This is a genomic window from Streptomyces sp. NPDC033216 (genome assembly GCF_055577115.1).
Window position 1 is genome coordinate 528,512 of the sequence record NZ_JBVIQK010000001.1, and the last position, 25,149, is coordinate 553,660.

Genomic DNA, 25,149 nt, shown 5'->3' on the forward strand with positions numbered 1-25,149 from the left:
TGCCGGACGGCGGACGGTCAGGGTTTCTGGCAGGTGGGGCACCAGAAGAGGTTGCGGGCGGCGAGGGGCGCGGTGCGGACGGTGTCGCCGCAGAGGTGGCACGACTGGTGGGTGCGGCGGTAGACGTACACCTCGCCGCCGTGGTCGTCCACACGGGGTGGGCGGCCCATCGCCTCGGGGGTGTGCTCGGGGCGGACCGTGTCGATGCGGTTGTTGCGGACGCCCTCGCGCATCAGGGCGACCAGGTCCGACCAGATCGCCGTCCACTCGGCGGGGGTGATGTCCTTGCCCGCCCGGTACGGGTCGATGCCGTGACGGAAGAGGACCTCGGCGCGGTAGACGTTTCCGACGCCCGCGATGACCTTCTGGTCCAGCAGGAGAGCGGCGATCGTCGTACGGCTGCGGGAGACACGGCGGTAGGCCTGCTGCGGGTCGGCGTCCTCGCGGAGGGGGTCCGGGCCGAGGCGGTCGTGTATCGCCTGTTTCTCGGCGGCGGTGATCAGGGCGCAGGTCGTGGGGCCGCGGAGGTCCACGTAACCGGTGGGGTCGGCGAGGCGGAGGCGGACGGTGTCGGTGGGCGTGGGGGCGGGAGCGTCCGGGGCGACCTCGCCGAAGGTGACCTTCCCGAAGAGGCCCAGGTGGATGTGGATCCAGGCGTCTGCGGCGAAGCCCAGGAAGAGGTGCTTGCCGTGGGCCTCGGTGCGGGTGAGTTCCGTGCCGGTGAGGAGGGCGGCGGCGTCGGCGAACTTGCCCTGGGGGCTGGTCACCTGCGGTGGGCTCGCGGAGAAACGGGCGTAGTCCCTGGCGAGGCGGTGGATGGTGTGCCCTTCCGGCACGGTGGGGGTCCTCTCGGTCGTTCCGTTCTCGCCCACCCGCCCGCCGACTCGGTCGGCCGAGCGAGGGGGCCCTCGTGCCAGGGGCTCGACCCCGGCCCCCGACCGGGGCTCCACCCCGGCGCGTTCCGCCCCCACCCGTCCGAGCGGTCGGACGAGGAGTGGCCGCTGCCCGGCGCTCCGCGCCCGGACCCGGAGGGCTCCACTCGCGGCGGGTGGCCGCTGCCCGGCGCTCCGCGCCCGGACCCGGCGGGGCTCCCCCGCGGCGAACCGTGCCCGCCCAGCCGTCCTCCTCGGTCGGAGGGCAGGTGAATCCCGTCCCGCGCTCCGACCCCAGCCCCCGGCCGGGCTCCGCCGCCCCGCGCCGCGGGCCTCCCTCGCCGGCCCGTCCGAGGCGGTCACCGTCGAAGGGTCGTGAGGTGCGTTCCGGGCTCCGGCTGGTCCTGCGCCAGGTGTTGTCCTGGCCGCCCGACTCGGTCAGGCCGGGAGTGGGGGCCGTCCCGACACGGGCGGGGCCTCGTCCCGGCCTGGGCGAGGGCGCCGCCGCGGCCCGGGCGGGTCGGCGTAGCCGCTCAGGCCTGCGGGTGGTGTGCCGGGATCGGGGGGAGCTCCGAGGTCGTCTCGTAGGCCGTCAGCATGTCGATGCGGCGGATGTGACGGTCGTCGCCCGAGAAGGGGGTGGCCAGGAAGGTCTCGACGAACTTCGTCGCCTCGTCCCGGGTGTGCATGCGGGCGCCGACCGCGATGACGTTGGCGTTGTTGTGCTGACGGCCGAGGGAGGCCGTCTCCTCGCTCCACGCCAGGGCGGCTCGGACGCCCTTCACCTTGTTCGCGGCGATCTGCTCACCGTTCCCGGAGCCGCCGATGACGATACCGAGGGCCTCGGGGTCGGCGGCGGTCCGCTCGGCCGCGCGGAGGCAGAAGGGCGGGTAGTCGTCCTGGGCGTCGTAGATGTGCGGGCCGCAGTCGACCGGTTCGTGACCCGCCTCCTTCAGCCATTCGACGAGGTGGTTCTTGAGTTCGAAGCCGGCATGGTCCGAGCCGAGGTACACGCGCATGGGACGAGTGTGTCACGGCCGTCGCCGGGTAGCAGCGCCGGGTGTCATGCCGGAAAAGTGTGAGCAAGGCAATGGAAGCTCAGGGAAACCTCAAGTAACGATCCGGAATCAAAGGTTCCCGAATTCGTTCACCTCGGATTCACTGGACCGGCTCGTACGCCCCTTGTACGGCCCGTACATCCGCTCGTACGGGAGATCCCCTCACGCGGCGCAAAGGAAATCCGTCCCATGACTTCGCAGCCGACCCTGACGAAGGCCGGAAACGGCCCCGGAGACTCCGGAGAACCCCGCTCCGGTCTCCAGGCGGGCCTCAAGAACCGTCACCTCTCGATGATCGCCATCGGCGGTGTCATCGGCGCCGGGTTGTTCGTCGGATCAAGCTCCGGCATCGCGACCGCCGGGCCCGGCATCCTCCTCTCCTACGCCCTCGTCGGCACGCTCGTGGTGCTGGTGATGCGGATGCTGGGTGAGATGTCCGCCGCCAACCCGACCTCGGGTTCGTTCTCCGCGCATGCCGACCGCGCGCTCGGCCCCTGGGCCGGGTTCTCCATCGGCTGGCTGTACTGGTTCTTCTGGGTCGTCGTGCTGGCCGTCGAGGCCACCGCCGGTGCGGCCATCCTCGAGTCCTGGATCCCCGCCGTCCCGCAGTGGGGCTGGGCACTCATCGTGATGGTGGTGCTGACCGCCACCAACCTCGTCTCCGTCGGCTCCTACGGCGAGTTCGAGTTCTGGTTCGCCGGTATCAAGGTCGTCGCCATCGGTGCCTTCATCGTCATCGGCGGGCTCGCCGTGTTCGGCGTGCTGCCCGGTGTCGACAGCGACAAGGCAGGGGTCGGCAACCTCGTCGACCACGGCGGCTTCCTGCCCCACGGGCCCGGTGCCATCCTCACCGGCGTGCTGCTCGTCGTCTTCTCCTTCATGGGCAGCGAGATCGCGACGCTGGCCGCCGGTGAGTCGGAGAACCCGCGCCAGGCCGTCACGAAGTCCACCAACAGCATCATCTGGCGTATCGCCGTCTTCTACCTCGGGTCGATCTTCATCGTGGTCACCCTGCTGCCGTGGAACGACCCCTCCATCAAGGAACAGGGCTCCTACGTCGCCGCCCTGGACTCGCTCGGCATCGCGCACGCCGGTCAGATCATGAACTTCATCGTGCTGACCTCGGTGCTGTCCTGCCTCAACTCCGGGCTCTACACCGCCTCCCGCATGGCGTTCTCGCTCGGTGAGCGCGGGGACGCGCCGAAGGCGTTCGCGCGGACGACCTCGCGTGGTGTGCCGAGGACCGCGATCATCGCCTCCGTGGTGTTCGGGTTCGTCGCGGTCTTCTTCAACTACAAGTTCCCCGACTCCGTCTTCCTCTTCCTCGTCAACTCCAGTGGTGCCGTCGCCCTGTTCGTGTGGCTGGTGATCTGCTTCTCGCAGCTGCGCATGCGGAAGATCATCGAGGCCGAGGCGCCGGAGAAGCTGGTCGTACGGATGTGGCTGTACCCGTACCTGACGTGGGCCACGGCCGCCCTCATCGTGTTCGTCCTCGGTTACATGCTGACCGACACCGAGCACGACGGCCGGGAGACCGTGCTGCTGTCGCTGCTGGTCGCCGCGATCGTCATCGCCATCGCCTTCCTCAAGCAGCGGCTCAAGGGGCGCGACGAGGTGCGGGCCGAGGTGTAGTTCCGGCCGGCCGCTCGGCCGGCCCGTCGGCGACCGCCCTGCGGGGCCGGTCGGCCCGTCGGGTTCGACCGTCCCGCCGGGCCGTCGTGCGAACCGGTGGAGGGGCCCGCGCCTGCGGGCCCCTTTTCCGTGCCGCGCCGCCGGCCCCCTGGGTCACACCGTGAAGCTGTCCTTCACCTTCTCGTGCGGCCCCTGGGGCCGACGTCCCGATGTCCGGCCGGTGGCAGGTGTCGATCCGGTACGACGTCCCGTCGTCGGGACCGGGGAGGCGGACGTGCCAGGAGATGCCGGGAGGGCGGAGGTGTGCTCCCGGACGACGCCGGGCGGCCGTCGCACGTCGTCCTCCGGGCGGACCCGCGGACGGGCCTCGCCCCGGTGCGCGTTCCGCTCCGAGGTCCGCCAGGTCTCCGTCCGTTCCCCGCCGAACGGCGATTCCCTGACGCCGATCTCCTGCCTGCCCTGCGGGTGAGGTGTGCCGCACCTCGGCGGCGACAACACCCCCTGGCACCGGGTGACGCCGACTCGCGCCCCGCACCGGCGCTCCCCTCGATGGGGCCGGCCGCCAGATCCCGGTCGAGCCGGTTCAGGGCACTCTGCCCGGCGCCGTCGGGGCGGGACGCCCTGCCGCTCGGCGCCGCCCTGCTCACGACGGGCACCGCCGGGCCGGGGTCGTCCGGCGAGGGTCCGGCCCCGGCAGCGCTGAGGCCGTACACCACGGAAGCACGGAAGAGGCCCGCCACGGTCACGTCGCAGTGCGACCCGGCGAGCCTCTTCCGGTGGACGTCCCTCGGCGGGGCGTCGGTTCAGCGCTTGACGAGCTTCCAGGCGGTGGGCAGCAGACCCATCGCCAGGGCGGCCTTGAGGGCATCGCCGATCAGGAACGGGGTGAGGCCGGCCGCGATCGCGGCGGAGGCGGAGATGTCGGCGGCGTAGGCCAGGTAGGGCACGCCGACGGCGTAGATGACCGCCTCGCCCACCAGCATCGCGCCGGCCATGCGCAGGACCGAGCGGTCGGCGCCGCGGCGGGCCAGGGCGCCGACCACCGCGGAGGCGAGGATCATGCCGAGGACGTAACCGAAGGAGACCGCCCCGGCGCCGGAGCCGCCCTCCGCGAACCACGGCACGCCCGCCACGCCGACCAGGGCGTACAGGGCGAGGGAGAGGACGCCGCGCCGGGCACCGAGAGTGGTGCCGACCAGCAGGGCGGCGAACGTCTGGCCGGTCACCGGCACCGGGGAACCGGGCACGGGCACGGCGATCTGGGCCGCGAGGCCGGTGAGCGCGGCGCCGCCGAGCACGAGCGCGACGTCCCGGACACGGGAGGCCGGGATCAGGTCGGCGAGGACCCGTCCGGGGCTGACGGGGGTGGCGGCGGCGGTGCTCATGGGGTCTCCGCGGAGATAGGTGCGGCTGGGGACACCGAGACGCTATCCCAGGGGGCTCCTGCCGATCACCGTCAGCCGTCGACAAACGGGCGAGCGGCGGTTTGGTGGGCTCCGGACAAAGGCCGCCGGATACACCTGGTACGGCGTGACGCTGGTCACGGAGGTGTCGTGGTGGCCGCAACGCGGGGCGCGGGACGGACGTCTGTAGGGTCTCGCCAACCGGCCGAGGGCGGCTCCGGCCTCGGCCGCCGGTCGGTCGTGGCCGCCGCCGACTCGCCCGTCGGTCGTGGCCCGCCCGCCGCACGACTCACCCGTCGGTCGTGGCCGCCGCCGTCTCACCCGTCGGTCGCCGTCTGGGCAGCGGGCCGCGCCTTTGTTAGCTTCGGGCACATGGTTGCCCAGGCCCTCAACTTCTCGTCGCGTCGCCACGTCGATCTGCGACGCGTGGGCGCGGCCGCCTGTCGCCCTCCGGTGTGAGGCGGGCGGAGCCGATCCGTGGCGCCTCGTACGTCGACGGCGCAGTGTCGGACCGGCCCGTGAGGAACTTTCCATGCCCCGTACCGCGACAGCTCCCCTTGCCTTCTCTCCCGTCCCCCGTGTCGCCGACCCTGACCGGCGGCGCACGAGCGCCAGTGTGATCCTGCGGTCCGTGCTGGAGCACGGGCCGGTGGCGCGCAGCACCATCGCCCGGCTGACCGGGCTCTCCCCGGCCTCGGTCACCGACCACTGCGCCCGCCTTGCCGGGCTCGGGCTGGTCAGGGAGGCCGACCTGCCGCGGCGCGGTAACGGCGTCGGCCGGCCCCACGTCCCCGTGGACCTGGACGACACCCGCTTCCTGGTGGGCGGGGTGCACGTGGCCGTGCCGTACACCACGGTCGCGCTGCTCGATCTGCGGGGACGGGTGGTGGCCAGGCGGGAGCTGAAGCATCGGGGCATCGAGCCGGCCAGGGTCCTCGCGCGGGCCGCCGAAGGGCTGGCCGCACTGCTCGCCGAGGCGCCCGGCCGGTGCCCACTGGGGGTGGGGGTGGCCGTGGGCGGCTGGGTGGACCGTGATTCGGGGACCGTGGTCGAGCATCCGCTGCTGGGCTGGCGGGACGTACCGGTGCGCGAGGTGGTCGGCGTCCGCACCGGGCTGCCGGTCCATGTGGACGGGCACGCGCGGGCGCTGGTCAACGCTGAACGGCTGTTCGGGCGGGCACGCGGCAGCCGCAGTGTGCTCCACCTGTTCGTCGGGAACGTGGTCGACGCGGCGTTCGCCACCCATGACGAGGTGCACCACGGGCCGCGTTCGCAGGCGGGTGCCATCGCCCATCTGCCGCTGGCCGGCGGCACCGAGACGTGCGACTGCGGGCGCACCGGCTGCCTCCAGGCGGAGCTGAGCGAACGGACGTTGTGCCGGCGGGCCCGCGCGGCCGGGCTGATCGACGGGACGAACCCGATGCACGTGGTCGCCGCCGCCGCGGAGGGTGACGCGGTGGCCGTACGGCTGCTGCTGGAGCGGGCTCGGACGACGGGGCGGGCCGCCGGTCTGCTGCTGGACGTGCTCAACCCGGAGAGCGTGGTCGTCACCGAGGTGGGCGCCGTCTTCCGGGAGGACTGCCTGGCCGCGCTACGGGCGGAGGTTGGGGCGGAACGGGCGGCGTCGGTGTTCCCGACCAGCTTCGCGGACGCCGTGCTCGCGGTGGCGGGCGGGGCGGTGGCCCTGGACGTGCTCTACCGGGACCCGCTGAGCCTGCCGCGGGCATCCGTCGGCCGCCTCACCTGAACTCGATTAATTCAGAAAATCCGAATGTTGACAGGCACCGCCCCGGAACAGGAACATCATCCTCATGAGCTGTCGCACCCTTTGTTGCTGACGCGTTGACGCGCCCCGGGCGCTCATCCTCTCCTGCGTGAATTCCCACCGCGGTCCTTCCACATTTCCCGCACCGGTCCCATCGGGCCCGGAATCACGCACGCTCTGACGCCTCCGTACGGCCTTTTGTCCTGCCTTCCCTCAGGGAGTCCCGCCATGCCCGTTTCCCGTGCGCCCGGTGTCGACCGGCGCCTCTTCCTCACCTCGCTGCTGGGGGTCACCGCCGCTGCCGCCGGGCTGAGCGGCTGCGCCGAGAGCAGTGCGGCCGCCGGGTCCGAGGGGGCCACGGCCCCGCTCGCCGACAAGGTGCCCGCCGGCACCAGCCTGAAGATCGCCTCCTACCAGAATGTCCAGCAACTCCAGTTCCGGCTGGCGAAACTGCCCGAACCGCCGTTCAAGGTGTCGAGCTGGCTGAACATCGGGGCTGGTCCGGATGTCATCAACGCGTTCCGCGCGAAGTCCCTCGACCTCGCCAACAATGCGGGAATTCCGCCGATCCAGGCGCACTATCAGGGATTCGACGCGAAGATCGTCGCGATCAACGTGACACGCAAGCCGAATTATCTCTTCGCCACCAAACCCGGCAGCGACATCCGCGCCGTGGCGGATTTCGAGGGCCGCAGACTCGCCTTCTCGCAGGGGCAGGCGCAGGGTGTCGTGCTGCTGCGGGCGCTGAAGAAGTCGGGCCTGAAGTACGACGACGTCGACCTCGTGCCACTGACCAGCAACCAGTTCCTGACCGCCCTCCAGTCGGGCCAGGTCGACGTCGCCCCGCTCGGCAACACCCAGGCAGCGGCGTACCTGGCGCAGTACGGGTCCAAGGGTGCCCGGACGATCACCACCGACGTCGTCGACCTGCTCAACCTGCTGTGGGCACCGGCCTCCGTGCTGAACGACCGGGCCAAGGCCGCCGCGGTCGCCGCGTACATCCCGCGGTGGGCGCGGGGCCAGGTATGGCAGTACGAGCACCCGGACGTCTGGAACGACGAGTTCTACGTCAAGACCCAGAACCTCACACCCGCCCAGGCGCGGGCCATCACCGCCCTGGCCAACAAGCCCCTGTTTCCGCCGAGTTGGACGGAGGCGATCGCCTGGGAGCAGGAGACCGCCGATCTCCTCGCCGAGGGCGGCTTCGTGAAGGAGTTCGACGTCCGCACGCTCTTCGACCACCGCTTCGAGGGCATCGCCGCCGCGTCCGTACCGGCCGGATACCGGAAGTGACCGCCATGACCACGACCACCGTGACCAGCACCGCCGTGGAGAAGCCCGCCCCCGGTGCCGTCGCCGACGAGCGGCCCCGCACCCGGCGTCGCGGACTTTCCCCCGGCAGGCGTCTGCCCGCCGCCCGGCTCACCGGGCCACTGCTGCTGCTCACCCTGTGGGCCGCCGCCTCGGCGGCCGGGCGGCTCGACCCCGGCGCGGTGCCCGCGCCCTGGACGGTGCTGGAGACCGGCGTCCGACTGTGGACCGACGGGACCCTGGCCGACGATGTCCTCACCTCGTTGCGGCGGGCCGGGTCCGGTTTCGCGTTCGGCCTGACCGCCGGGGTGCTGCTCGCGCTGGCGTCCGGGCTGACCCGGACCGGGGAGGCGCTGATCGACGGGACGGTCAACCTCAACCGTGCGATCCCGACGCTCGGCCTGATCCCCCTGTTCATCCTCTGGCTGGGTATCGGCGAGACCTTCAAGATCGCCATCATCGCCATCGTCGTCTACATCCCGATCTATCTGAACACGCACTCCGCGCTGTCCGGCATCGACCACCGCTTCGTCGAACTGGCCGAGGTCCAGGGCCTGTCGAAGCTCGCCTTCATCCGGGAGATCGTCGTCCCCGGCGCGCTGCCCGGCTTCTTCGTGGGGCTGCGGCTCGGGGTCACCGGCTCGTGGCTGGGGCTGGTGGTCCTGGAGCAGATCAACGCCACCAGCGGCCTCGGCTATCTGATGTTCCAGGCCCAGAACTACGGCCAGTCGGACGTCATCCTCGTCGGTCTGGTCGTCTACGGCGTCTTCGGCCTGATCTCCGACAGCGTGGTCCGTCTCATCGAACGGAGGGTGCTGTCATGGCGCCGCACACTGAGCAACTGACCCGTCCCGCCGTACGGCTGGAGGGCCTCACCCGTTCCTTCGACGGACGAACGGTCCTCGACGGCGTCGACCTGGACATCCCCGCCGGTCAGTTCGTGGCCCTGCTCGGGCACAGCGGGTCCGGCAAGTCCACCCTGCTCCGAGCGGTCGCGGGACTCGACCACCACGTCACCGGGAGCGGGAAGCTGACCGCCCCGGAGCGGGTGTCCGTCGTCTTCCAGGACTCCCGGCTGCTGCCCTGGCGGCGGGTGCTGGCCAACGTCCTGCTCGGGCTCGACGGCAGGGCGGCCGAGGAGCGGGGCCGGGAGGCGCTCGCCGAGGTGGGACTCGCGGGCCGTGAGCGGGCCTGGCCCAACGAGCTGTCCGGCGGCGAGGCGCAGCGGGCGGCACTGGCCCGCTCCCTGGTGCGCGAGCCCGAACTCCTGCTGGCGGACGAGCCGTTCGGCGCGCTCGACGCCCTCACCCGCATCAGGATGCACGCCCTGCTGCGAGAGCTGTGGGAGCGGCACCGGCCGTCCGTGCTGCTCGTCACCCACGACGTGGACGAGGCGATCGTGCTCGCCGACCGGGTCCTCGTCCTCGACCGGGGCCGTATCGGCCTCGACCTGACCATCGACCGACCGCACCCTCGCTCGTACCGGGACCCGCTGCTCGGCGAGTTCCGCGAGCGGCTGCTCGCCGCCCTGGGCGTCACGGAGGACCACCGGTGACCACGAGAAGGCTCCACCTCAACGCGTTCCTGATGAACACCGGCCACCACGAGGCGTCCTGGCGGCTCCCCGAGAGCGACCCGCACGCCCATGTGGACCTCGCCCACTACGTCCACCTGGCGCGGATCGCCGAACGCGGCACCTTCGACTCGCTGTTCCTCGCCGACGGGCCGCAGCTGTGGGGGACGGTCGCCCAGCGGCCGGCCGGGGCACTGGAGCCGCTCACGCTACTGACCGCGCTGGCCACGGCGACCGAGCACATCGGTCTGATCGCCACCGCGTCCACGTCCTACAACTCGCCCTACAACCTGGCCCGCAAGTTCGCCTCGCTGGACATCATCAGCGGTGGCCGGGCCGGCTGGAACATCGTCACCACCGCCGGCGCCGAGGCCGCCCGCAATTTCGGGCTCGACGCGGAGCCCGCACACGCCGAACGGTACGCACGAGCCGCCGAGTTCCTCGACGTGGCGCTGAAGCTGTGGGACAGCTGGGAGGACGACACGATCGTCGGCGACAAGGCGGCCGGGGTCTGGGGCGACGACGCGAAGATCCACCCGCCCCGGCACAAGGGGACGTACTTCAGCGTCGAAGGTCCCCTCAACGTGCCCCGCACGCCCCAGGGCTACCCGCTGCTGGTGCAGGCGGGCTCCTCGGAGGACGGCAAGGCGTTCGCGGCCCGGTATGCGGAGGCGGTGTTCACGGCACAGCAGACCCTCACCGACGCGCAGGCCTTCTACGCCGACCTCAAGGCGCGGACCGTCCGGGCGGGCCGGGACCCCGGCCGCATCAAGGTGCTGCCCGGGATCGTGCCGGTGATCGGCTCCACCCAGGCCGAGGCGCGGGCGTCCGAGCGGGAGCTGGAGGAGCACATCGTGCACGAGCACGGCGTCCGGCGGCTGGAGCAGCTTCTCCAGCTGGAGCCGGGCGCCCTGGACCTGGACGCGGAACTGCCCGCCGACCTGCCGCCCGAGGACGCCGTCGAGGGCGCCAGGAGCCGCTACACGCTCGTGGTGGAGCTGGCCCGGCGCGAGCGGCTCACCGTGCGGCAGCTGATCGGACGGCTGGGCGGCGGTCGTGGACACCTCACCTTCGTCGGGACGCCCGAGCAGGTCGCCGACGCGATCGAGACCTGGTTCACCCGCGGGGCCGCCGACGGCTTCAACATCATGCCCGCGCTGCTGCCCTCCGGCCTGGACGCCTTCGTCGACCACGTCGTCCCACTGTTGCGCGCCCGCGGCCTGCTCCGCACCGAGTACGGCCCCCGCCGGACCCTGCGACAGAGGTACGGCCTCCCGCGCCCCGCAAACCAGTACGCCCAGCCCCCCGCCCCCGTACTCATCTGAAAGAGGAAGGCTCTGTCATGACCCTCGACCTCCGCAAGGTCACCGCGCACATAGGCGCCCACGTCTTCGGCGTCGACGTCTCCGAGCCGTTGGACGGCGAGACGGTCGTCGCGCTGCGCGAGGCGCTCAACGTCCACAAGGCCCTGGTCTTCGACGACGTCCGTCTCGACGACGAGGGCCAGCAGGCCTTCGCCCGCCATTTCGGCGACCTCACCACCGCCCATCCGACCGTGCCCGCCGTCGACGGCGCCCCCAACGTGCTGCCCGTCGACAGCGAGCAGGGCAGCGCCAACCACTGGCACACCGACGTCACCTTCGTCCTCAATCCGCCGCAGGCCAGCACCCTGCGCAGCCTCGCCCTCCCGCCGTACGGGGGCGAGACGCTGATCGCCAGTGCGGCGGCGGCCTACCGGCAGCTGCCCGAGCCGCTGCGGCGGCTGGCGGACGGGCTGTGGGCCGAGCACACCAACGACTACGACTACGCGGTGCCCGCCGAGGACATCGACGAGGCACGGGCCGCCCAGCGCGCCCGGTTCACCTCCATCACGTACCGCACCGCGCACCCGGTGGTCCGCGTCCACCCGCTGACCGGCGAACGCGGGCTGTTCATCGGCGGGTTCGCGCAGAGGATCGTCGGCCTGTCGGTGGGCGAGTCCCGCACGGTGCTGGATCTGCTCCAGTCCTATGTCACCCGGCCGGAGAACATCCTGCGCCATCGCTGGTCGCCGAACCAGCTCGTGCTGTTCGACAACCGCATCACCCAGCACTACGCCGTCGACAACTACGACAGACGGCCGCGCCGGCTGCACCGGGTCACCGTGGCCGGTGACGTCCCGGTGGGTGTCGACGGCAGGACGAGCTGGGCCGTGAAGGGCGACGCCGCGCACTACACCTCCGTAGCGGCGTAGTCACAGGGCGTGCCGAAGGTGTCCGGATGATGGGCAGCTCGACCGTCCGAACGGACGGGCCGCCCAGACTGTGGGCGTTTTTGCCCTCTCACGCATTGGACGAGCCGCGCCCATGCCCAGCACCAAGGTCGGGACTCCGCCGGAGTCGGACGACATCTCCCTCTCGCACGGTCTCAAGCAGCGCCACCTGTCGATGATCGCCCTCGGCGGCGTCATCGGCGCGGGCCTCTTCGTCGGTTCCGGGGCGGGTATCGCCGCCGCCGGTCCGTCGATCGTCCTCGCCTACGCCCTCTCCGGTCTCCTCGTGATGCTGGTGATGCGGATGCTGGGCGAGATGTCGGCCGCGTACCCCTCGTCCGGCTCCTTCTCGGCGCACGCCGAGCGGGCGATCGGCCCCTGGGCGGGCTTCACGGCGGGCTGGTCCTTCTGGGTGTTGCTGTGCACGGCCGTCGGCCTGGAGGGCATCGGCGCGGCGAAGATCGTCACCGGCTGGCTGCCGGGCACGCCGGAGTGGGCGTGGGTGGCGCTGTTCATGGTGGTGTTCTGCGGGGCGAACCTGGCCGCCGTGAAGAACTTCGGCGAGTTCGAGTTCTGGTTCGCGGCGCTGAAGGTCGGCGCCATCAGCCTGTTCCTGGTGCTGGGCGTGCTGGCGATCGCGGGCGTCCTGCCCGGCACGGACTCTCCGGGCACCTCGCACCTGACGGACTTCCTGCCCAACGGCGGCGAGGGCCTGGTCGTCGGCCTGCTCGCCTCGGTGTTCGCCTACGGCGGTCTGGAGACCGTCACCATCGCGGCGGCCGAGTCGGAGGACCCGGTCAGGGGCGTGGCGAGCGCGGTCCGTACGGCGATGTGGCGCATCGCGCTGTTCTACATCGGCTCGATGGCGGTCATCGTCACCCTCGTCCCCTGGGACTCGAAGGCGGTGGTGGAGAGCGGCCCGTACGTCGCCGCCCTCGACCGGCTGGGCATCCCGGGCGCCGGGCAGCTCATGAACGTCGTCGTGCTGGCCGCGCTGCTGAGCGCGATGAACGCCAACATCTACGGCTCCTCCCGGATCGCCTACTCGCTGGTGGAGCGGGGACAGGGTCCCAGGGCGCTGGGCCGGGTGTCGGGCGGGGTCCCGCGCACGGCCGTGCTGGTGTCGTGCGTGGTCGGCTTCGGCTGCGTGCTGCTCAGCTACTGGCGGCCCGACGACGTCTTCTCCTGGCTGCTGAACATGATCGGCGCGGTCATCCTCGTCGTGTGGATCTTCATCGCGGTGTCGCAGCTGCGGCTGCGCCGTCGGCTGGAGCGCGAGGCGTCGCGACAGCTGGTGGTGCGGATGTGGGCGTTCCCGGTGCTGACCTGGGTGGCCCTGGCCGGCATGGCGGCGATCTTCGTGCTGATGGCCCGGGAGCCCGGCACACGGGTGCAGCTGTATTCGACGGGCGTCATGACGGCGGGTCTGGCGCTGGCCGGATACGCCTGGCAGCGGACGCGCGCAAAGGTCTGAGAAGGTCGGACGAGGCCCCCACGTGAGCGACACGTGGGGGCCTTCCTGTTGCCCCCGACCGCCTTCTTGTTGCTAGCCTGCACTTGCAACCTCTTTGCAATAAGGTTCGGAGGGGAACCCCGTCATGCCCGTCTACACGCTGCCCGACCTGCCCTACGACTACTCCGCGCTCGCCCCCGTGATCAGCCCCGAGATCATCGAGCTGCACCACGACAAGCACCACGCGGCCTACGTGAAGGGCGCCAACGACACGCTGGAGCAGCTCGCCGAGGCGCGGGACAAGGAACTGTGGGGCTCGGTCAACGGGCTGGAGAAGAACCTGGCGTTCCACCTCTCCGGGCACATCCTGCACTCGATCTACTGGCAGAACATGACCGGCGAGGGCGGCGGCGAGCCCCTCGCGGCGGACGGCGTGGGCGAGCTGGCGGACGCCATCACCGAGTCCTTCGGCACCTTCGCCGGCTTCAAGGCCCAGCTCTCCAAGGCGTCCGCGACCACCCAGGGCTCCGGCTGGGGCGTCCTGGCCTACGAGCCGCTCAGCGGCCGACTGATCGTCGAGCAGGTCTACGACCACCAGGGCAACGTCGGCCAGGGTTCCGTGCCGATCCTCGTCTTCGACGCCTGGGAGCACGCCTTCTACCTCCAGTACCGCAACCAGAAGGTCGACTTCATCGAGGCCATGTGGCAGGTCGTCAACTGGCAGGACGTACAGCGCCGGTACCTGGCCGCGAAGTCCCGTGCCGACGTGCTGCTGCTCGCGCCGTAGGGCGCCGCGCATCGTCCCGCCTCGTGATCGTCTTCTCACCCTTCACGGCGGCGGGCGGAAGGAGGGGAACCCCCGCGAGGACGTGACTCGCGGGGGTTTTCCCCCTGCCACGGGTCAACCCATCGGTGGACGACAGGTTCCACCGGTCACCTCTGTCGGCCGAACGGCCCCGCCCACCAGGCTTTCGGGCATGAACTCACTCACCGTGCGCGTGGCACGGAGCAGTGCCCGGCACCCCTGGCGAGCCCCTCCGCCGACACCTTCCGGACCACGTCCCTGCGCCGCTGGAACACGGTGACCTGGGTGCTGTTCGCCGCCATGGTCCTGGGGATCGCCGCGAGGGGGCCGGCCCGGTGGGGAGATGTACGGGGCGCTCGGCCTGCTGGGCTGCGTGGTGCTCAGCTACCCGCTCCTCGACCGCGTCCCCGGCAACCGGCTCGTCCGCCCGCACGTCTACCTGACCGTGCTGGCGCTCGCGCTGGGCGGTCTGGCCTGTCTGCGCACCAGCCACGCGGCGCTGTTCATGGTGGCGCTGCCGCACCACCGGATGTCCGGGCGGACCCCGAGGATCTCCATGGCGTCCCCCGGGCTCACCACCGCCGCGACGCTGCTGGGCAGTTGGCTCCAGCAGGGCTGGTCCGTGGCCGCCTCGATCCGGGCCCCGGCGCGCGGGGAGACGGTGCCGGCGCCGAGGGTGGCGGAGCAGGTCGGCGACGTGGCCGATGGCCAGACCGAGGTGCCCCCGCGAGCACGGCTCGCAGGGGCATGCACGCAGGGAGCCCAGGGCTCACAGGTTGCTGAAGTCGGGGCCCTTCGTGCGGGTCCGCTTGATCTCGTAGAAGCCGGGCACGGAGGCGACCGCCAGGGTGCCGTCCCACAGCCGTGCGGCCTCCTCGCCCTTCGGGGCGGGCGTGACGACGGGGCCGAAGAAGGCGATCTGCTCGCCGTCGGCGCCGGGCACGGCGATGACCGGGGTGCCGACGTCCTGGCCGACCTTGTCGATGCCCTCCTTGTGGGAGGCGCGCAGCTCGGCGTCGAACTCGAAGTTCTCCTGCTCGGCGTACTCGATGAGGTCGGCGGGCAGTCCGGCGTCCTCGAGAGCGCCGGCGATGGCCTCCAGGGTCGGGCCCTCGCCGTTGTTGTGGAAGCGGGTGCCGAGCGCGGTGTAGAGCGGGCCGAGCACCTCGGCGCCGTGCTTCTGCCAGGCGGCGGTCACCACCCGGACGGGCTTCCAGGCCTTGGTGGCGAGCATGTCCCGGTACTCCTCGGGCAGCTCGTCGAGCTTGTCCTCGTTCAGCACCGCCAGGCTCATCACATGCCAGCGGACCTCGATGTCACGGACCTTCTCCACTTCCAGCACCCAGCGGGAGGTCATCCAGGCCCAGGGGCACAGTGGGTCGAACCAGAAGTCGACGGGGGTCTTCTGCGACATGTCTCTCCTCCAGAGGAAGCGTTTCCCTGGTGAACGCCACGGCCCACGCCGGTCATTCCCCGCTGACGGTCGTCAGGGGCGCATGGCAGGATCGGTGCTGTCCACAGCGATCGCGCAGACACATCGAGGGAGTACCGCCCGTGCCCGGTGAGAACCTGTCCCGTGACGAGGCCCGGGAGCGGGCCGCCCTGCTGTCCGTCGACGGGTACGACGTGTCCCTCGACGTGCGCTCCGCGGTCGGCGAGGCGACCGGGGGCCCGGGCGGCGAGACGGCCGGCGACGGCAGCGGTGAGCCGCGCACCTTCCGCTCGGTCACCACGATCCGCTTCCGGTGCAACGAGCCCGGCGCGTCCAGCTTCGCGGACCTGGTCGCGCCGAGCGTGACGGCCGTCTCCCTCAACGGCCGCGACCTCGACCCCGGCGAGGTCTTCGACGGCTCCCGGATCCAGCTGGACGACCTCGCCGCCGAGAACGAGCTGGTCGTCGACGCCCGGTGCGCCTACTCGCGCACCGGCGAGGGCCTGCACCGCTTCGTCGACCCCGAGGACGGCGAGGTCTACCTCTACACGCAGTACGAGCCCGCCGACTCGCGCCGCGTGTTCGCCAACTTCGAGCAGCCCGACCTCAAGGCCCCGTTCCGCTTCGAGGTGCGGGCGCCCGAGGAGTGGGTGGTGTGGAGCAACGGCACCGGCGAGCGCACCGACGGCGTGTGGCGGTTCGCGGAGACCAGGCCGATCTCGACGTACATCACCTGTGTGGTGGCGGGCCCGTACCACTACGTGACGGACTCCTACACGCGCGAGCTGGGCGACGGTACGACGTTGGAGATCCCGCTCGGCGCGCTGTGCCGCAAGGGGCTCGCGCCCTACTTCGACGCCGACGACGTGTTCCTGGTGACCAAGCAGGGCCTGGACTTCTTCCACGACCACTTCGACTACCCGTACCCCTTCGGCAAGTACGACCAGGCGTTCGTCCCCGAGTACAACCTGGGGGCGATGGAGAACCCGGGACTGGTGACCTTCCGGGAGGAGTACATCTTCCGGGGCAAGGTGACACAGGCGTCGTACGAGGCGCGGGCCAACGTCGTCCTGCACGAGATGGCGCACATGTGGTTCGGTGACCTGGTCACCATGGAGTGGTGGGACGACCTGTGGCTGAAGGAGTCCTTCGCCGACTTCATGGGCTCCTTCTCGCTGGTCGGCGCGACCCGCTTCACCGACGGCTGGATCACCTTCGCCAACCGCCGCAAGGCGTGGGCCTACCGGGCCGACCAGCTGCCCTCCACCCACCCGGTCACCGCCGACATCCGTGACCTCCAGGACGCGAAGCTCAACTTCGACGGCATCACCTACGCCAAGGGCGCGTCGGTCCTGAAACAGCTGGTGGCGTACGTCGGGCAGGACGCGTTCCTGGAGGGCGCCCGCCGCTACTTCAAGCGGCACGCGTACGGCAACACGCGCCTCGGCGACCTGCTGTCGGTGCTCGGCGAGACCAGCGGCCGGGACATGGCCGTATGGGCGCGGTCCTGGCTCCAGACGGCCGGGGTGAACTCGCTGACCCCGCAGGTGCTGCTGGACGCCGAGGGCCGGGTCGACGAGTTGGCGGTGCTCCAGGAGGCGGCGGAGTCGCACCCCGAGCTGCGGCCGCACCGGGTGGCGATCGGCCTGTACCGGCGGGTCGACGGGCGCCTCGTGCGTTACGCGCGCGCGGAGGCGGACGTCCAGGGGCCGCGGACGGTCGTGACGGAGCTGGTGGGCGCGGAGGCGCCGGAACTGGTCCTGGTCAACGACGACGACCTGACGTACTGCAAGATCCGGTTCGACGAGACCTCGCTGGCGGCGCTCCGGGAGTCCCTGGGGGACATCACCGACCCGCTGGCCCGCGCGCTGTGCTGGTCGGCGCTGTGGAACATGACGCGGGACGCGCTGCTGCCCGCGCGGGACTTCGTGGACCTGGTGCTGCGGTTCGCAGGGCGCGAGACCGACATCGGGGTGCTCCAGATGCTGCACGCGTGGGCGGACTCGGCCCTGGTGCACTACGCGGCGCCCGACTGGCGGCCGGCCGGCGAGCGGCTGCTCGCGGAGGGCGCGCTGGCGGAGCTGCGGGCGGCGGAGCCGGGCAGCGAGCATCAGCTGGCGTGGGCGCGGTTCTTCGCGTCGGCGGCGTCCGCCCCCGCCGACCTCGACCTGCTCCAGGGGCTGCTGGAAGGCTCCGCCGGGATCGACGGTCTCGAGGTGGACCAGGAGCTGCGCTGGGCGTTCCTGGAGCCGCTGGCCTCGCGGGGCCGCGCCGACGAGGGCGTCCTGGCGGCGGAGCTGGCCCGCGACGACACCGCGTCGGGCAAGCGGCACCAGGTGCGCTGCCTAGCCGCCCGCCCGTCGGCGGAGGTCAAGGCGCAGGCCTGGGTGCAGCTCGTCGAGTCGGACTCGCTGTCCAACGCACTGGTCGAGGCGACCATCGCGGGGTTCCAGCAGCCTTCGCAGCGGGAGCTGCTCGCCCCGTACGCGGAGAAGTACTTCGCGATGATCGGGCGGATCTGGGAGCAGCGCTCCATCCAGATCGCGATGAACGTGGTCAAGGGCCTGTTCCCGGCCCTGCTGGACTCCCCCGGGACGCTGGCGGCGACGGACGCGTGGCTCGCCGCGCACGAGTCCGCGCCGCCTGCCCTGCGCCGACTGGTGATGGAGGCGCGGGACGACCTGGCACGAGGGCTGCGCGGGCAGGCGTGCGACGCGGCGGACGGGGCCGGCACGGACTGACGGCCGGCTGGCCTTTGGCCTGGACTCCGCCGGACGGTGACCGTTACGGAATTCCGTCAATCGGAACCGTGACCCCTGGCCCCCATCGAAGGGACCAGGGGTTTTCGGCCCCTACTCGGCATCCGAACATCCGTCCTTTAGTGCGAGATTGTCCGAGTTTGTCGACAGGCGTGTAACAGCGGTTACAGGAGCGGTCCGAGGCGGGAATCTCCGGGTCATGAACCACAACACCCCCCTCCCCCAGGCCTCCGCCCGCCCCCTGCGTCACCTCTCGGAGGTGCAGCGGCGCGTGCTGACCGCCGCCCAGCTCCGCTCGCACGGCGTGTCCCCGACCGAGGTGAACGAGCGGTGCCGGCCGGACGGGCCCTGGCAACAGCTCTTGCCGGGCGTGTACCTGATCCACCCGGGGCCGCCGACCAGCGAGGAGCGGCTGCACGCGGTGCTGCTGTACGCGGCCCGCGAGGTGACGGCGCCTGGGGTGCCGGTCCAGCCGGGGTCGGGAGAACCGCACCGGCCCGTGTACCGCGAGGCGATGATCACGGGGCTGGCCGCGCTGACCCTGCACGGCTTCACCTCCGGGCCCCCGCTGCTCTCCCTGGACCGCATCGACGTCCTGGTGCCGCGGCTGCGCCGACTGCGCTCGACAGGCTGCGCGCACGTCCTGCGCACCGCGTCCCTGCCGGCCCCGGAGGAGGCGACCGGCGTACCGGTGGCGCCGGTGCCGCGCGCCCTGGCGGACGCGGTGTCCCAACTGGCGGACGCGGGGACGGTACGACGGCTGCTGTCGGAGGCGGTGCGCGGCGGCCACTGCGAACCGGCCGCGATCGTAGGGGAACTGAGTCAGGCCAAGCTGCTGAGCCGGCCGCATGTGGTGGACGCCGTGGACTCGCTGGTGGCCGAGGGGCGGGCGATCGCCGAGGGCCGCCTCTACGCGATGGTGCGGGAGTTCGGACTGCCGGATCCGGTGTGGAACGTGGACCTGAGGCTGCCGGGCGGCCCGCACCTGGGGGGCCTGGACGCGTACTGGCCGGAGCAGGCCGTGGCGGTGGAGCTGGACACGCGGGCTCCGCGTCAGGACGAGGACGCGCTGTGGTCGGAGTACGCCCGCAAGCGGGAGCATCTGGAGCGGCTGGGCATCACGGTCGTATACATGACACCGAAGAAGCTCCGGGACGGGATGGAGCAGCAGGCGGCGGTGGTACGGACGGCCCTGATGGCGTCGGGCGACCGCGATCCGGCGGCGCGTGTCGTGGTGCTGCCCCGGTAGTGACGGACCGGAGCGGTGTCAGGAGGGGAGAGGAGGGGCCACCGGACACGATCCGGTGGCCCCTCCTCCTGTCGTTCCCGACAGCCCGTCCCGCCCTCGCCCGTCAGCTCTCACCCGGCACCGACACCCGTCCGTGCACGGGCCGTTCCCGCCACAGTTCCAGCGCCACGTCGACCAGTCGTATCCGGGTCAGTTGCGGTACGGCCGTCAGATCGTGCCAGGCGGCCAGGTCGGTCGAGCCGCCGATCTCGTTGCGGAGTTCGCCGCCGGCCACCCGGCCCTCGTAGACGATCCGCACCGCGTGGTGGTCGACGGGGCCGCGCAGTCGCTCGCGGCGGATGACGTGGTGGGAGGAGTCCACGCCGAGGAGACCGGTCACCTCGATGCGGTACCCGGTCTCCTCCTCCAGTTCCCGTACGACGGTGTCGTGGGGGTCCTCGCCGTGCTCCATGCCGCCGCCGGGCAGCACCCACTCCGGGGTGCCGTCGGGGGCGGGCGAGCGGGCCAGCAGCACCTGTCCGTCCCGGACGCACACGGCGTAGGCCGCCACCCTCAACTTCTTGCGCACACCGAGACGTTAGCGGTCACGGACCGGGTTGGCAGGTGAGTATTCGGGCGCGGACCAGCGCGGGGTAGCGCGGTGGGCGTGTCGACGGAGTGCGTCACGGTGAAGCACACCGTGCGCCGCCGTCGCGGTCGGACGCGGTGCGGCCTGCCCGGCGAGCTGGAGGGGTGCGGCCCGTCGTCCCGTCGGGGAACAGCAGTCCGGCGCGCGGGTCGGACGCGAGGTCTGCGAGCTGAGGAACACCGCAACGGCACCCACCGCCGGTGTGCGACGACGGCCTGCGGCAACCGCGCGAAGACGTCCCGCCACCACGCCCGCACGAAGGAAGCCTGACCGACGCCCCGCGGGACGACCGCGCCCTGCCGGCACCACGCGAAACGACGGCGCCCGACGGGCATCGTACGGAACGGCCGCGCCCGAGCGGCATCGCGCGGGAGGATGGCACGCGACCGGCATCACACAGGTGACCGAAAGCCCTTGCACAGGTGCCTCGTAGAGGGTTTTCCCCATACATGCATATCGATTCGGTCAACTGTCCCCAAACAACCGCCCCTTGGATAAAGCTGTGCGATCGTCCGGGATCGCATTCCGGACGATCGCGATCAGGCAGGAACGGCCCGGTCGCGTGACGCTCGTTCCTTTACCTACAAGGGATGCCGATGACCCACACCTCCCAGCGCGAACCGATACCCGGCGCGAGACGCGTGGCCCAGATAGCCGTGGCCGCCGGTCTGGTGGCCGCGCTGTCCGCGGCCGGGCCGATACCTCTGGCCTTCTCCGCCGACCAGCCCCCGGCCGCCGCCGACCCGGGCGTGAAGTCCGCCGCCGACAAGCTGGGCTCGGACGACGCCGGCGTTCTGGCCGAGGCCAAGGCCGCCGGCGACAAGAACGTGACGCTGATGGTCGCCACGGCGCCCGGTCGGACCGAGCAGGTCGCCGGCGAACTGGACGCGGTCAAGGGCGGTTCCGTGGGCCTGTCCTACGACAAGCTCGGCTACGTCCGCGCCACCGTCCCGACCGGCAAGGCGGACTCGGCCATCGCCGCCGCCACCAAGCTGTCCTCGGTGCGCGCGATCGACCTGCGCCAGGAGATCGTCCTCGACGACCCCACGCCGACCGCGGACTCCGCCAGGGGCGCCGACAGGACCGCGAGCGCGAAGACCTACCCAGCGCCGGGCAGGAAGACGCCCGCCGAGAACCCGTACAACCCGTCCTTCGAGACGGGCGCCGTCGACTTCGTGGACGACCACCCGAAGGCGGACGGCCGCGGCATCACCATCGGTGTGCTGGACTCCGGCGTGGACCTCGCCCACCCCGCGCTCCAGAAGACCACCACCGGCGAGCGCAAGATCGTCGACTGGGTCACCGCCACCGACCCGATCCTGGACAGCGACGCGAGCTGGCGGCCGATGGTGAACTCGGTCTCCGGACCCACCTTCACCTACGGCGGCCGCACCTGGACCGCGCCGGCGGGCACCCACTCCGTCAACCTGTTCCGCGAGTCGGCCACCGCGGGCGGCGACGCCAAGGGCGACGTCAACCGCGACGGCGACACCACGGACTCCTGGGGCGTGCTGTACGACGCCGCGGCGGGCACGGTCACCGTCGATGTGAACGCCAACGGCGACTTCACCGACGACACCGCCATGAAGCCGTACAAGGACGGCTACCAGATCGGGTACTTCGGCACCGACGACCCGGCGACCGACGTCGCCGAGCGGCAGCCGTTCGTCGTCGAGGTCCGCAAGGACGTCCCGATGGACCCGTTCGGCGGCGACTGGGTCGGCAAGAAGGCCGACTTCGCCAACATCGGTCTCATCGCCAGCGAGCACGGCACCCACGTCGCCGGCATCACCGCCGCGAACGGCCTGTTCGGCGGCAAGATGAACGGCGCGGCCCCCGGCGCGAAGATCGTCTCCTCGCGCGCCTGCGTCTTCGGCCCCGGCTGCACCAACGTCGCGCTCACCGAGGGCATGATCGACCTCGTCGTGAACCGCGGCGTCGACATCGTCAACATGTCGATCGGCGGCCTCCCGGCGCTGAACGACGGCAACAACGCGCGTGCCGAGCTGTACACGCGTCTCATCGACACCTACGGCGTCCAGCTGGTGATCTCCGCGGGCAACGAGGGCCCCGGCGCCAACACCATCGGCGACCCCGGCCTGGCCGACAAGGTCATCTCGGTCGGCGCGGCCATCTCCAAGGAGACCTGGGCCGCCAACTACGGCTCGCAGGTGACGAAGAAGTACGCGCTGCTGCCCTTCTCCTCGCGTGGTCCGCGTGAGGACGGCGGCTTCACGCCGACCCTGGTCGCCCCCGGTGCCGCCATCAACACCACCCAGACCTGGCTGCCGGGCGCCCCGGTCGCCGACGCGGGCTACACCCTGCCGGCCGGCTACTCGATGCTCCAGGGCACGTCGATGGCCTCCCCGCAGGCCGCGGGCGCCTCGGCGCTGCTGCTGAGCGCCGCCAAGCAGAAGCACATCGAGCTGTCGCCCGCCGACCTGCGGACGGCGCTCACCTCGACCGCCGACCACATCAAGGGCCTCCAGGCCTACGAGGAGGGCGCGGGCGCCATCAACATCGTGGACGCCTGGGACGCCATCAAGGACGGCGCCACCGCCCACGAGTACACGGTCAAGGCCCCGGTCGACACCGCGCTCGACGCCGCGCTGAAGACGCCGGGCTTCGGCACCGGCATCTACGACCGCGAGGGCGGCCTCAAGGCCGGCCAGAAGAAGACGTACGACGTCACCATCACGCGGACGACCGGCGCCGACAAGGCGATCCGTCACGAGCTGCACCTCGAGAACAACGCGTCCGGTGCCTTCCGGATCGTCGGCTCGGACGAGGTGAAGCTGCCGCTGAACAAGCCGGTGACCGTCAAGATCCAGGCCGCTCCCAGGTCCGCGGGCATCAAGAGCGCGATCCTCGAGGTCGACGACCCGAAGACCGAGGGCACCGACAAGCTGGTCCTGAACACGGTCGTCGTCTCGACGCCGGTGGCGCACACGTTCTCCGCCCGGAGCACCGTGCAGCGCAACAGCTCGCAGCACTACTTCCTGACCGTGCCCGAGGGCGCGTCGTCGCTGGAGGTCGCGATCGGCGGGCTGAAGGACAAGAGCCAGACCCGGTTCATCTCGATCCACCCGTACGGTGTCGCCGTCGAGGACAGCGCCACCGTCTACTGCTACAACAACTACCTCGACGGCAACGGCTGCCGGCCCGACGCGCGGTCGTACGCCGACCCGCAGCCCGGCGTCTGGGAGATCGAGGTCGAGTCGCGCCGCACGTCGCCGCTGCTCGACAACCCGTACAAGCTGGACGTCACCGTGTACGGCGCGGCCTTCGACCCGGCGACCGTGACCGTCCCCGAGGCGAAGGTCGGCACCCCGGCCGCCGTCTCCTGGAAGGTGACGAACAACTTCGCCGCCGTCGACGGCAAGCTGGTGGGCGGCCCGCTCGGCTCGTCCAAGAAGGCCCGTCCGACCATCGCGGACCACGAGAACCAGACGACCACGGTCGAGGTGCCCGCGGGCGCCAAGTCCCTGGACGTCTCCATCGGCGGTGTCTCCGACGCCTCCGCCGACCTCGACCTGACCGTGTACGACGCGGCCGGCAACCAGGTCGCGCAGCAGGCCGACGGTGACTCCAACGAGGCGGTGTCCATCCCGTCGCCCGCCGCCGGGACGTACACCATCGAGGTCGCGGGTTACTCGGTGCCGGCCGGCACGACCGCGTACGACTACCTGGACGTGTTCTTCGCGTCCTCGCTCGGCACGGTCGGCGTCGACGAGTCGACGCCGGTCAAGCTGGCCACGGGCGCCTCGGCGACGGTCTCCGCGACCGTCACCGCCGCGGCCCCCGCCCCGGAGGGCCGGTCCTTCTTCGGCCAGGTCCAGCTGGTGAACGCGCGCGGCACCGTCGCGGGCCTCGGCAACGTGGTCATCGAGAAGGTCACGCAGTGACACCCCGATGAGCGGGTGAGCAGGTGAGTGAGCAGGGGCGGGCGTCCGGTCGGGCGCCCGCCCCTCGCTCATTCGCAGGCCGTGCCGCTCGCCTCGGGCAGGGCGCGGGCCAGCGCCGAGCGTTCGGCGGCGATGTCGTCCTCGCCGACGGCCCAGACGTCGGGAGAGGCCGACCCCCGCGTGAAACCGACCAGGACGTGGTCGCCCTCCGCGACCAGCGGGTCCATGTCCTGCTCCATCACGAACTCGACCTCGTCCTCCGTCGCGGCGTCCGGCTTGTAGGAGCGGGTCACGTGCACGGTGACCCGCTCGCGGGAGGTGCCGCGCACCGGCGCGACGTCCGTGACCTCGCCCTCGACGACCAGCCGGGCGCAGGCGAGATAGCCGGGGTCGCCGAGTGGGCTGTCGTGGGCGTCGGACCCGGCGGCCTTCTCGTCGGCGGCCGATCTGTCGGCGCCGCTGGACGAGGCGATGTCGTCCGCTCCCCCGTTCACCTGGACGAGCAGCCACCCGCTCCCCACCACCAGCGCACCGGCTGCGGCCACCCCGAACGTCCTCAGGGCCAGGGGGAACAGGCGCCGCCGCGGCGGCCGGAGCGGGACGGGTGCGGGTCGCCGCGCGGGCTCCGCCACCGGCGGCCGGGTCAGGGCATCGGCAAGAACACCCAACTGCTCCCGCAGGAGGGCCACGTCGGCCACCGCGGCACGGTGCCCGGCCACCAGGCCGGGATCCTCCCGGAGGTCCCCGGCCGGCGGCACGCCCAGGATGGCGGCCATCAGGGGATCCGTGGCGTCGGGACCGCCCTGGCCCCCGTGGCCGCCGCGGCGGTCATCGCCGTCCCGGCCCTCGCCGGCGTCGCGAGCCGCACGGGCGCCGTGGCCGGCCCGGCCACCGTGACCGTCACCGCCGTCACCGCCGTCCCGGCCCTCGCCGGCGTCGCGAGCCGCACGGGCGCCGTGGCCGGCCCGGCCGTCGTCGCCCTCCCGGCCGGCCCGGCGCTCATGGTCGTCGTGGTCGTCGTGGTGGGTCTCGGGTTCGTGTCCGGCGGGCATG

The 25,149-nt window shown here is 71.7% G+C and carries 19 protein-coding genes; 12 read left to right on the forward strand and 7 right to left on the reverse strand.

The features are described from left to right. Positions 1–17 precede the first annotated feature (17 nt). Both ACZ5Y0_RS02255 and ACZ5Y0_RS02260 read right to left on the reverse strand, forming a co-directional pair. Positions 18–836 carry an Fpg/Nei family DNA glycosylase gene (locus ACZ5Y0_RS02255; protein ID WP_469126740.1) on the reverse strand — a complete coding sequence of 273 codons (819 nt, stop codon included), beginning with the start codon at positions 834–836 and terminating at the stop codon, positions 18–20. A 569-nt stretch (positions 837–1,405) separates the two neighbouring features. Then, on the reverse strand, positions 1,406–1,891 hold the full coding sequence (locus ACZ5Y0_RS02260) for a ribose-5-phosphate isomerase (RefSeq protein WP_469126741.1): 486 nt from the start codon (positions 1,889–1,891) through the stop codon (positions 1,406–1,408). Positions 1,892–2,119: 228 nt separating this feature from the next. On the opposite strand from ACZ5Y0_RS02260, the gene ACZ5Y0_RS02265 reads away from it, so the two are divergent. Beyond that, positions 2,120–3,562, forward strand: coding sequence for an amino acid permease (locus tag ACZ5Y0_RS02265; protein ID WP_469126742.1), 1,443 nt, complete (start codon positions 2,120–2,122; stop codon positions 3,560–3,562). A gap of 803 nt (positions 3,563–4,365) precedes the next feature. Here the strand turns inward: ACZ5Y0_RS02265 and ACZ5Y0_RS02270 are convergent. Then, positions 4,366–4,947: a biotin transporter BioY gene (locus ACZ5Y0_RS02270; RefSeq protein ID WP_469126743.1), complete on the reverse strand. Its 582-nt coding sequence runs from the start codon at positions 4,945–4,947 to the stop codon at positions 4,366–4,368. A 550-nt stretch (positions 4,948–5,497) separates the two neighbouring features. On the opposite strand from ACZ5Y0_RS02270, the gene ACZ5Y0_RS02275 reads away from it, so the two are divergent. From ACZ5Y0_RS02275 to ACZ5Y0_RS02310, 8 genes are all read left to right on the forward strand, one after another. Further along, positions 5,498–6,712 (forward strand): ROK family protein, encoded by a 1,215-nt coding sequence (locus ACZ5Y0_RS02275; protein ID WP_469126744.1) that lies wholly within the window; start codon positions 5,498–5,500, stop codon positions 6,710–6,712. A gap of 246 nt (positions 6,713–6,958) precedes the next feature. Beyond that, a complete protein-coding gene (locus ACZ5Y0_RS02280) occupies positions 6,959–8,023 on the forward strand; it encodes an ABC transporter substrate-binding protein (RefSeq protein ID WP_469126745.1) in 1,065 nt (354 codons plus the stop codon). Positions 8,024–8,028: 5 nt separating this feature from the next. Next, complete coding sequence (locus ACZ5Y0_RS02285) at positions 8,029–8,886, forward strand: ABC transporter permease (protein ID WP_469126746.1); 858 nt, start codon at positions 8,029–8,031, stop codon at positions 8,884–8,886. Then, a complete protein-coding gene (locus tag ACZ5Y0_RS02290; protein ID WP_469126747.1) occupies positions 8,862–9,596 on the forward strand; it encodes an ABC transporter ATP-binding protein in 735 nt (244 codons plus the stop codon). Before ACZ5Y0_RS02285 ends, ACZ5Y0_RS02290 begins: the two co-directional genes overlap by 25 nt. Then, positions 9,593–10,939 carry an LLM class flavin-dependent oxidoreductase gene (locus ACZ5Y0_RS02295; protein WP_469126748.1) on the forward strand — a complete coding sequence of 449 codons (1,347 nt, stop codon included), beginning with the start codon at positions 9,593–9,595 and terminating at the stop codon, positions 10,937–10,939. Before ACZ5Y0_RS02290 ends, ACZ5Y0_RS02295 begins: the two co-directional genes overlap by 4 nt. Positions 10,940–10,956: 17 nt before the next feature. After that, the gene (locus tag ACZ5Y0_RS02300; RefSeq protein ID WP_469126749.1) at positions 10,957–11,847 is read left to right on the forward strand and encodes a TauD/TfdA dioxygenase family protein; all 891 of its coding nucleotides are present in this window, start codon (positions 10,957–10,959) and stop codon (positions 11,845–11,847) included. Between the two features lie 112 nt (positions 11,848–11,959). Further along, positions 11,960–13,339, forward strand: coding sequence for an amino acid permease (locus ACZ5Y0_RS02305; protein WP_469126750.1), 1,380 nt, complete (start codon positions 11,960–11,962; stop codon positions 13,337–13,339). A 124-nt stretch (positions 13,340–13,463) separates the two neighbouring features. After that, positions 13,464–14,105, forward strand: a complete 642-nt coding sequence (locus ACZ5Y0_RS02310; RefSeq protein WP_469126751.1) for a superoxide dismutase — start codon at positions 13,464–13,466, stop codon at positions 14,103–14,105. A 453-nt stretch (positions 14,106–14,558) separates the two neighbouring features. Here ACZ5Y0_RS02310 and ACZ5Y0_RS02315 read toward each other — a convergent pair whose 3' ends face one another. Continuing rightward, the gene (locus ACZ5Y0_RS02315) at positions 14,559–14,876 is read right to left on the reverse strand and encodes a hypothetical protein (protein ID WP_469126752.1); all 318 of its coding nucleotides are present in this window, start codon (positions 14,874–14,876) and stop codon (positions 14,559–14,561) included. A gap of 16 nt (positions 14,877–14,892) precedes the next feature. Then, positions 14,893–15,537, reverse strand: a complete 645-nt coding sequence (locus ACZ5Y0_RS02320) for a mycothiol-dependent nitroreductase Rv2466c family protein (protein WP_401471158.1) — start codon at positions 15,535–15,537, stop codon at positions 14,893–14,895. Positions 15,538–15,677: 140 nt separating this feature from the next. Between ACZ5Y0_RS02320 and pepN the strand changes: the two genes are divergently transcribed. Next, positions 15,678–18,296: an aminopeptidase N gene (gene pepN, locus ACZ5Y0_RS02325; protein ID WP_469126753.1), complete on the forward strand. Its 2,619-nt coding sequence runs from the start codon at positions 15,678–15,680 to the stop codon at positions 18,294–18,296. A 217-nt stretch (positions 18,297–18,513) separates the two neighbouring features. Further along, positions 18,514–19,563 (forward strand): hypothetical protein, encoded by a 1,050-nt coding sequence (locus ACZ5Y0_RS02330; RefSeq protein ID WP_469126754.1) that lies wholly within the window; start codon positions 18,514–18,516, stop codon positions 19,561–19,563. A 103-nt stretch (positions 19,564–19,666) separates the two neighbouring features. On the opposite strand, the gene ACZ5Y0_RS02335 is transcribed toward ACZ5Y0_RS02330, so the two are convergent. Continuing rightward, on the reverse strand, positions 19,667–20,131 hold the full coding sequence (locus tag ACZ5Y0_RS02335; RefSeq protein WP_469126755.1) for an NUDIX hydrolase: 465 nt from the start codon (positions 20,129–20,131) through the stop codon (positions 19,667–19,669). 656 nt (positions 20,132–20,787) lie between these two features. On the opposite strand from ACZ5Y0_RS02335, the gene ACZ5Y0_RS02340 reads away from it, so the two are divergent. Further along, a complete protein-coding gene (locus ACZ5Y0_RS02340; protein ID WP_469126756.1) occupies positions 20,788–24,096 on the forward strand; it encodes a S8 family serine peptidase in 3,309 nt (1,102 codons plus the stop codon). Between the two features lie 68 nt (positions 24,097–24,164). Here the strand turns inward: ACZ5Y0_RS02340 and ACZ5Y0_RS02345 are convergent, their stop codons facing one another. Further along, on the reverse strand, positions 24,165–25,148 hold the full coding sequence (locus ACZ5Y0_RS02345; RefSeq protein WP_469126757.1) for a hypothetical protein: 984 nt from the start codon (positions 25,146–25,148) through the stop codon (positions 24,165–24,167). Between the last annotated feature and the right edge of the window lies 1 nt (position 25,149).

Excerpts from the sequence above, each read along its gene's own strand:
- ACZ5Y0_RS02260 (WP_469126741.1), bottom strand. The coding sequence starts at position 1,891 with ATGCGCGTGTACCTCGGCTCGGACCATGCCGGCTTCGAACTCAAGAAC.
- ACZ5Y0_RS02265 (WP_469126742.1), top strand. The coding sequence starts at position 2,120 with ATGACTTCGCAGCCGACCCTGACGAAGGCCGGAAACGGCCCCGGAGAC.
- ACZ5Y0_RS02270 (WP_469126743.1), bottom strand. The coding sequence starts at position 4,947 with ATGAGCACCGCCGCCGCCACCCCCGTCAGCCCCGGACGGGTCCTCGCC.
- ACZ5Y0_RS02275 (WP_469126744.1), top strand. The coding sequence starts at position 5,498 with ATGCCCCGTACCGCGACAGCTCCCCTTGCCTTCTCTCCCGTCCCCCGT.
- ACZ5Y0_RS02280 (WP_469126745.1), top strand. The coding sequence starts at position 6,959 with ATGCCCGTTTCCCGTGCGCCCGGTGTCGACCGGCGCCTCTTCCTCACC.
- ACZ5Y0_RS02285 (WP_469126746.1), top strand. The coding sequence starts at position 8,029 with ATGACCACGACCACCGTGACCAGCACCGCCGTGGAGAAGCCCGCCCCC.
- ACZ5Y0_RS02290 (WP_469126747.1), top strand. The coding sequence starts at position 8,862 with ATGGCGCCGCACACTGAGCAACTGACCCGTCCCGCCGTACGGCTGGAG.
- ACZ5Y0_RS02300 (WP_469126749.1), top strand. The coding sequence starts at position 10,957 with ATGACCCTCGACCTCCGCAAGGTCACCGCGCACATAGGCGCCCACGTC.
- ACZ5Y0_RS02305 (WP_469126750.1), top strand. The coding sequence starts at position 11,960 with ATGCCCAGCACCAAGGTCGGGACTCCGCCGGAGTCGGACGACATCTCC.
- ACZ5Y0_RS02310 (WP_469126751.1), top strand. The coding sequence starts at position 13,464 with ATGCCCGTCTACACGCTGCCCGACCTGCCCTACGACTACTCCGCGCTC.
- ACZ5Y0_RS02320 (WP_401471158.1), bottom strand. The coding sequence starts at position 15,537 with ATGTCGCAGAAGACCCCCGTCGACTTCTGGTTCGACCCACTGTGCCCC.
- ACZ5Y0_RS02330 (WP_469126754.1), top strand. The coding sequence starts at position 18,514 with ATGAACCACAACACCCCCCTCCCCCAGGCCTCCGCCCGCCCCCTGCGT.
- ACZ5Y0_RS02340 (WP_469126756.1), top strand. The coding sequence starts at position 20,788 with ATGACCCACACCTCCCAGCGCGAACCGATACCCGGCGCGAGACGCGTG.
- ACZ5Y0_RS02345 (WP_469126757.1), bottom strand. The coding sequence starts at position 25,148 with ATGCCCGCCGGACACGAACCCGAGACCCACCACGACGACCACGACGAC.